This window comes from Emergencia timonensis (assembly GCF_900086585.1).
Lineage (GTDB): Bacteria > Bacillota > Clostridia > Peptostreptococcales > Anaerovoracaceae > Senimuribacter > Senimuribacter timonensis.
The window spans coordinates 1-5,032 of sequence record NZ_FLKM01000006.1; the positions used below are offsets into that span (position 1 = coordinate 1).

At 51.8% G+C, this 5,032-nt stretch carries 8 protein-coding genes; all 8 read right to left on the bottom strand.

Features of this window, described 5'->3' with window-relative positions:
* Nucleotides 1–589: hypothetical protein (locus BN6539_RS00295; RefSeq protein WP_456318610.1), on the bottom strand; the 589-nt coding region annotated here is incomplete at its 3' end.
* A gap of 493 nt (nucleotides 590–1,082) precedes the next feature.
* Nucleotides 1,083–2,309, bottom strand: coding sequence for a plasmid recombination protein (locus tag BN6539_RS00300; RefSeq protein ID WP_187375436.1), 1,227 nt, complete (start codon nucleotides 2,307–2,309; stop codon nucleotides 1,083–1,085).
* 308 nt (nucleotides 2,310–2,617) lie between these two features.
* Entirely contained in the window at nucleotides 2,618–2,962 is a 345-nt protein-coding gene (locus BN6539_RS00310) for a hypothetical protein (RefSeq protein ID WP_067532242.1), read from the bottom strand.
* 12 nt (nucleotides 2,963–2,974) lie between these two features.
* Nucleotides 2,975–3,451: a hypothetical protein gene (locus tag BN6539_RS00315; RefSeq protein ID WP_067532246.1), complete on the bottom strand. Its 477-nt coding sequence runs from the start codon at nucleotides 3,449–3,451 to the stop codon at nucleotides 2,975–2,977.
* Nucleotides 3,448–3,678, bottom strand: a complete 231-nt coding sequence (locus tag BN6539_RS00320) for a type II toxin-antitoxin system RelB/DinJ family antitoxin (protein WP_067532252.1) — start codon at nucleotides 3,676–3,678, stop codon at nucleotides 3,448–3,450. Before BN6539_RS00320 ends, BN6539_RS00315 begins: the two co-directional genes overlap by 4 nt.
* Nucleotides 3,679–3,683: 5 nt before the next feature.
* Nucleotides 3,684–3,995 carry a type II toxin-antitoxin system RelE/ParE family toxin gene (locus BN6539_RS00325; RefSeq protein WP_067532255.1) on the bottom strand — a complete coding sequence of 104 codons (312 nt, stop codon included), beginning with the start codon at nucleotides 3,993–3,995 and terminating at the stop codon, nucleotides 3,684–3,686.
* A complete protein-coding gene (locus BN6539_RS00330; RefSeq protein WP_067532258.1) occupies nucleotides 3,988–4,266 on the bottom strand; it encodes a type II toxin-antitoxin system Phd/YefM family antitoxin in 279 nt (92 codons plus the stop codon). Before BN6539_RS00330 ends, BN6539_RS00325 begins: the two co-directional genes overlap by 8 nt.
* A gap of 212 nt (nucleotides 4,267–4,478) precedes the next feature.
* Nucleotides 4,479–4,844, bottom strand: a complete 366-nt coding sequence (locus BN6539_RS00335) for a helix-turn-helix domain-containing protein (RefSeq protein WP_067532261.1) — start codon at nucleotides 4,842–4,844, stop codon at nucleotides 4,479–4,481.
* Between the last annotated feature and the right edge of the window lie 188 nt (nucleotides 4,845–5,032).

Below are 5,032 nucleotides of genomic sequence, written 5' to 3' on the forward strand. Positions count from 1 at the left end.
AGGTGTACCTGTTCCATATCTGCCGGGTAAGGGCATACTTCAATTCCTTCAAGCATTTCTGGTTATGTGGGTACATAGGGATCGGCTCTTCCAGAACATAATACAGGTGAAGTCCCGTCCCGCTGTTTACGACAAAGGTTGCCTGGGGAAGAATATCCTTGTTCATCTGGTGCAGCGTGTCCCGGAGCTGGGGCATACCCACCCCATCCAGGTCAAAGACCAGGGCATAGAGATACCGGGCGTTCTTGCCGCAGCGCCGCCGCCCAAAGTAAGACAGAGGGGACATGATAGTAAAGTCCATATCAAAGACCTCCGACAGCTCCGACAGCTCGTCCGTAATGGTATAGCGTTTAGCCTTGCCGTCACCTTCGATCTCCAGAGCAATCCCCGCAGCCTTCGGCACCGTCACTGCGATCCCGTTGCCCTTCGCGTCCTCAAAATGACCCTTCCGCTCAAAGCTGCCCACGGGGAAGATCTCCCGGTAAAACTCAAAGGGAGTAACCGGCTCCAAGAACTTCGCCAAATGCTCATTCTTTTCCAGGTACAATTCGCGTAGCCGCTCCATAGCGTCCTGCTGATCCATAGCCATACGCTCACCTCCAAAAGAAAAAGTAACAAAAAGAAAATCCGCTACGGCGGGAATCGCCTTCGGGCGAGAAGGGGGGAAAGGGGGAGCCAAAGAGCGGCCCCTTCGGGGCCTTAAAGAGAAAGTCACCTCCCCCTTTCCCCCCTCGCTCTGGGGCATGGAAATGATGGAAAACCCTACGGGTTTACCACATTCCCACACCCCGCCGCTCACCCCCCCTTTTCCCCTCCGACTTTCTCCCTATCCGAGAGAGAAATTCAAGAAATTTTTTTGAGGGCCTAAAGGCCCTTAGGGGGGCATATATTATCAATACAGTATTTCCCTATTTTTCGACAGCCACAATTCGGACCCTTTTTTCTATCCCTCCCAGGCCCTTCTACACGGCATATATTATCAATACAGTATTTCCCTATTTTCAGTTGTTATTATAGCCTGTCCAAGCGGCGCTTTCAAGCCCCCGGGACAGGCTATATATTATCAATAGAATTTTTCCCTATCAAAGCTCCATGCCACCCCAGGTGTGGCCCCGTTCCTGCTCCTGTTCCGGCTGCTGCAGCTCCGGCACAGGCAGCAGCTCCCGCGCCCTTTCGACCAGGGGCCGGAACTGCTCCGGCAGATGCCGATCCAGGAAGTCCAGCACCGCCCCGACCCCCTCCAAGAGCCGGGACGAAAAGTTGCGCTCACTGTCCAAGCTATCCTCCAGGTACGCCACCTGCTGCCGCAGGTCACGGTTTTCGCTGATAAGCTCCTGCCGCTCCTGGGCCTCCTTCAGCTCTTCTTTCATGGACGGCAACCGGCTCTGGAGCTGCTTGTTCTCTGCCTTCAGCTCCCGCACTTCATGCTCCGCTGCCACCCCACGGATCGCCGCTGCCTTCAGCTCTTTTATCTGCTCCACGGTAACGCCCTTGACGGCCCCTGTCAGCGTTTTCTCCGGCTGGATCGCATCCAGGTCAACCCGCACCTTCTCCGCCGCCTGGAGCCGCCGTACAGTCTTTCCGAGGGCCTTTTTCTGCTGCTCCAGCACAGCCATGTCCTGCTCCGCTGCCGTCACCTGTTCCTGGACGGCCTCCAGCCTCTGCGCTGCGGCCCGGTACTCCGGCAGCTCCATGTGGGGACGGCCACCACCCAAGCTGACAATCTCGAACTCGTGCGCCTGGGCGATCTCCGCAAGGGACGCTTTCTCCCTCTCCATCCAGGCTTTCCATTCCGTCTGCTTGCGTCCCAGGCTTTCAAAGCCCTGCTGCTTTAATGCCTGTTTCATGGAAACCCTGGTAGACAGGCCCCGGCTCTGCTCCGTGGCCACCGGCACGAAGTCTACATGGAGGTGGGGCGTGGCCTCGTCCATGTGCAGCACCATATTGAACACCCGCAGATGGGGATTGCGTTCCTGGAAGGACTCCGCAAATTCTTTGAGAGCCGCCGCCGCCCGTTCCCCTCCAGGGGAGCCGCATCCGCAGTCGTTCAAGTTGCCGATCTGGAAGATTGCCTCGTGAAATAACTTCTCCTGCTTGCTCTGCCGGATATGCTCATAGTAGTCCGGTATCTTGTCCCTGGTCTTTTTCTTTTTGGCATTGTAGGCGGCCAGGGCCTCGTCAAAGACTTCGTGATAGACCTGTTTCAGATCCTCGTTGCAAAAGGTCACATTCTGCCCCGTCCGGCTCCGGTCTACATTCGCCGCTGTAAAGCTCCGGTTGTTATGCCGGATACTGCCCCGGCCAGTCATGCCGGATATGGTTGTCCCTATAAAATCACCCGTCCTTTCTATCGTCCGTATCCCTTACTACTCCCATCTTACCATAGTCCACGCGAGGGGGCAACACCTCTTTGTTACTTTCTCGGTGAGAAAGTAACGCAAAAGCACTTTCACACCGCCGCCCCGTTGGGGCGTCAGTATGAAAGTGCTTTTGCGCGCTCCCGCGGGGGATCGCCGGAGCTGCCGGCCGCTGCGTTTTCCCGCTGCCCCCGCCGTCTGCGGGCAGCTCCCAAGGCAACGATATTACACCTCAAATAGTTACCTATTTTTCATCTGTTTTATGTTTTTTCATCTGTTTTATGTTTTTTCATCTGTTTTATGTGCTTAATCCAGCCTCTAATAAGCCATACATAAACACAGACAGCAATAATAACAGAGTAAAGCAGAACTGAAATTCCTTTGCTTATTTCTCCTTGAAGGAGCAGATCTCCCCCTATAAAAAGGCTCATTCCCACCAACAGGAGATAGCCCACAATGAGGATTGCCAAAAACGCCTGGCACAAGGTCCTCAATACCCTTTTCGTTTTTGTAGAGCCTACCGCTTGAAAAGCTCCCATCATTACAAACTCTACAACAAGAAAAAATACGAAAAAGCCCAAAATGATAAATATCTTATCGCCCATTTGAAATCTCCTTTAGCCGCGAAAGAGCTTACTAAACCAGCCTCGCTTTTGCTCCGGCTCCTGCTGATCCGCTCCGGTCTCCTCGGTAATAAGCTGCTGCTGGATTGTCCCCGCGTGAAGGGCCTGTGCCGCTGCCGCCGTCTGCTGGGCAGCAGCCAAAGCCTCCGTTAGCTTTTCAATCTGCCGATCTTTCACTTCAAGCTGCCCCTGCAGCGTGTCGATGGTGGCCTGTAAAACTGCTACCACTCCGGCCTCTTGCGACTGCTCCAACACTGCTCCAATGGAGCGCTCCGTATGCGCTCCATTGGAGCAGTCATTTTGTAAAAAGTCTTGTTTTATCAGCGTTTCCGCCTGCTCCGATAGATACAAGACCCCCTGTACCGTATGCGCATACGGAGCGCAAACCGTATGCAGCTTGCCTTTGTATCGCTTATAGACCGCCTGTTTTGATACCCCTATCTCGTCGGCTATCTGCCGGATCGTTTTCATACCTTCACACTCCCCGCGCTATCATTGGCGGGTCTGCCTGACTGCTCTGCTATGTACTTTTTCATATCTTCATCAAGCTCAAAAGGTAATCTTCCAAGGCGGACGGTTTCTTCAAAAAATAAAACCGTCGCCTCCTCCAAAGTCAGGCCATTTTCCAAGCAGACCTTTTCTGCCTGTTCTTTCAGCTCTGCATCAATCTCCAGCGTAACTTCAACTAATTTCCCCATTTCCATCACTCCAACAACCGGCCATAATCCCGTTTCGCATAGACCACGCGAGCGACTGTCACCAGCTTTTTTTCTTCGTCCACCCAGTAAAACATCAGATAATTTTGCACCAGGATCTTTCGGTACTCATGTTTCAATGGACGGATCGGCTGGTAGGCCGGAGTTGCATACGGGAAGGTAAGCACACTCTCCGCTGCATCAACCAGCTCCACCGCCAAACGATCCGCCGCATCCGGGTTTTGCAGCTCCCCTCTGATATACCGCACGATCTCAAGCATATCTTTTCGGGCAACAGGCAAATACTCTAATTTATACAACCTGTTCCCCTCCAATAGCGGCCTTCATCGCTTTCAGCACCTCTTTGGAGGAATAGCGCTGATCCGTCAGCTCGGCCTCTCTCTCTGCCTCCTGCAACTTGAAATATACCTCGCTCTCGAATTGCAGGTTTTCAAATGCCTCCATGCTCAGAACAACCATATCACCATAGCCATTCTTTGTCAAAAAAACAGGTTGAGCGGTTTCATGCACAGTCTTTGAAATGTCAGCAAAATTATTTCTCAAATCAGAAACAGGTCTAATCATATTCATAACATCAGCCTCCTTGACGATATTTTATCATAATTACGCTAAAATATCAAGGCGCTATGTCTTAATAATTTTTCTGCTTATGTGGACATTTAGAATGCGAAAAAGCCTTGATTTATGCGGCTTTTCGGGCGCAGTAGAGAGGGGGGTGGTATCTTTTACCCTCAGAGAGCCGGAAAAGTCTTCCTGGGCCGCTCCAGGGCCGAAAACAGCCCCTAATCCTTACCCGGCCCCAAAGCCTCCACCAGCAGATCACTCACCGCCTGGGAGGGAGTGACGCGCACCGTAATATCGCTCATACCGTCCAGCAGCGCGTCAAGCTGCCGCCGCCCGGTGGATTTCTCCGCATTGCTGTTCGGGAAGAAAAATTGATCTACCGAAATATGATACCGGGTTACAAGGTCATAGAATACCTGTAAACTCGGCTGTTGTCCCTTGTTCTCGATATTCGCAAGGTAGCGCGGGGAAATATATAACTCGTCGCTTACCTTTTTGCGGCTCTCGCCGTATTCATTTCTCGCGGCTTTTATAGCTGCCCCGAAAGCCTTAAAGTCGTACAATGGTACGGGTCTTTTTGCCATTTTCATTCACCCTGTTACATTTTACAGTTCACCTTTCTTTTTGGATATGTCCACACAATTCATATCATTAGGTTAAATACTTCCTGTTGTGTATTGACAGTAGACTGATTTTCTGATAAAATAAAATTTATGTAAAAGGAGGCGGCGTTTATGTTGCATAGCATGCGTATTAGATAAGCATTGAAAAA

Bases quoted from the DNA above. Each gene is read 5' to 3' on its own strand.
- BN6539_RS00300 (WP_187375436.1), bottom strand. From the start codon at position 2,309: ATGACTGGCCGGGGCAGTATCCGGCATAACAACCGGAGCTTTACAGCG.
- BN6539_RS00315 (WP_067532246.1), bottom strand. From the start codon at position 3,451: ATGAAAACGATCCGGCAGATAGCCGACGAGATAGGGGTATCAAAACAG.
- BN6539_RS00335 (WP_067532261.1), bottom strand. From the start codon at position 4,844: ATGGCAAAAAGACCCGTACCATTGTACGACTTTAAGGCTTTCGGGGCA.
- BN6539_RS00330 (WP_067532258.1), bottom strand. From the start codon at position 4,266: ATGAATATGATTAGACCTGTTTCTGATTTGAGAAATAATTTTGCTGAC.
- BN6539_RS00310 (WP_067532242.1), bottom strand. From the start codon at position 2,962: ATGGGCGATAAGATATTTATCATTTTGGGCTTTTTCGTATTTTTTCTT.
- BN6539_RS00320 (WP_067532252.1), bottom strand. From the start codon at position 3,678: ATGGGGAAATTAGTTGAAGTTACGCTGGAGATTGATGCAGAGCTGAAA.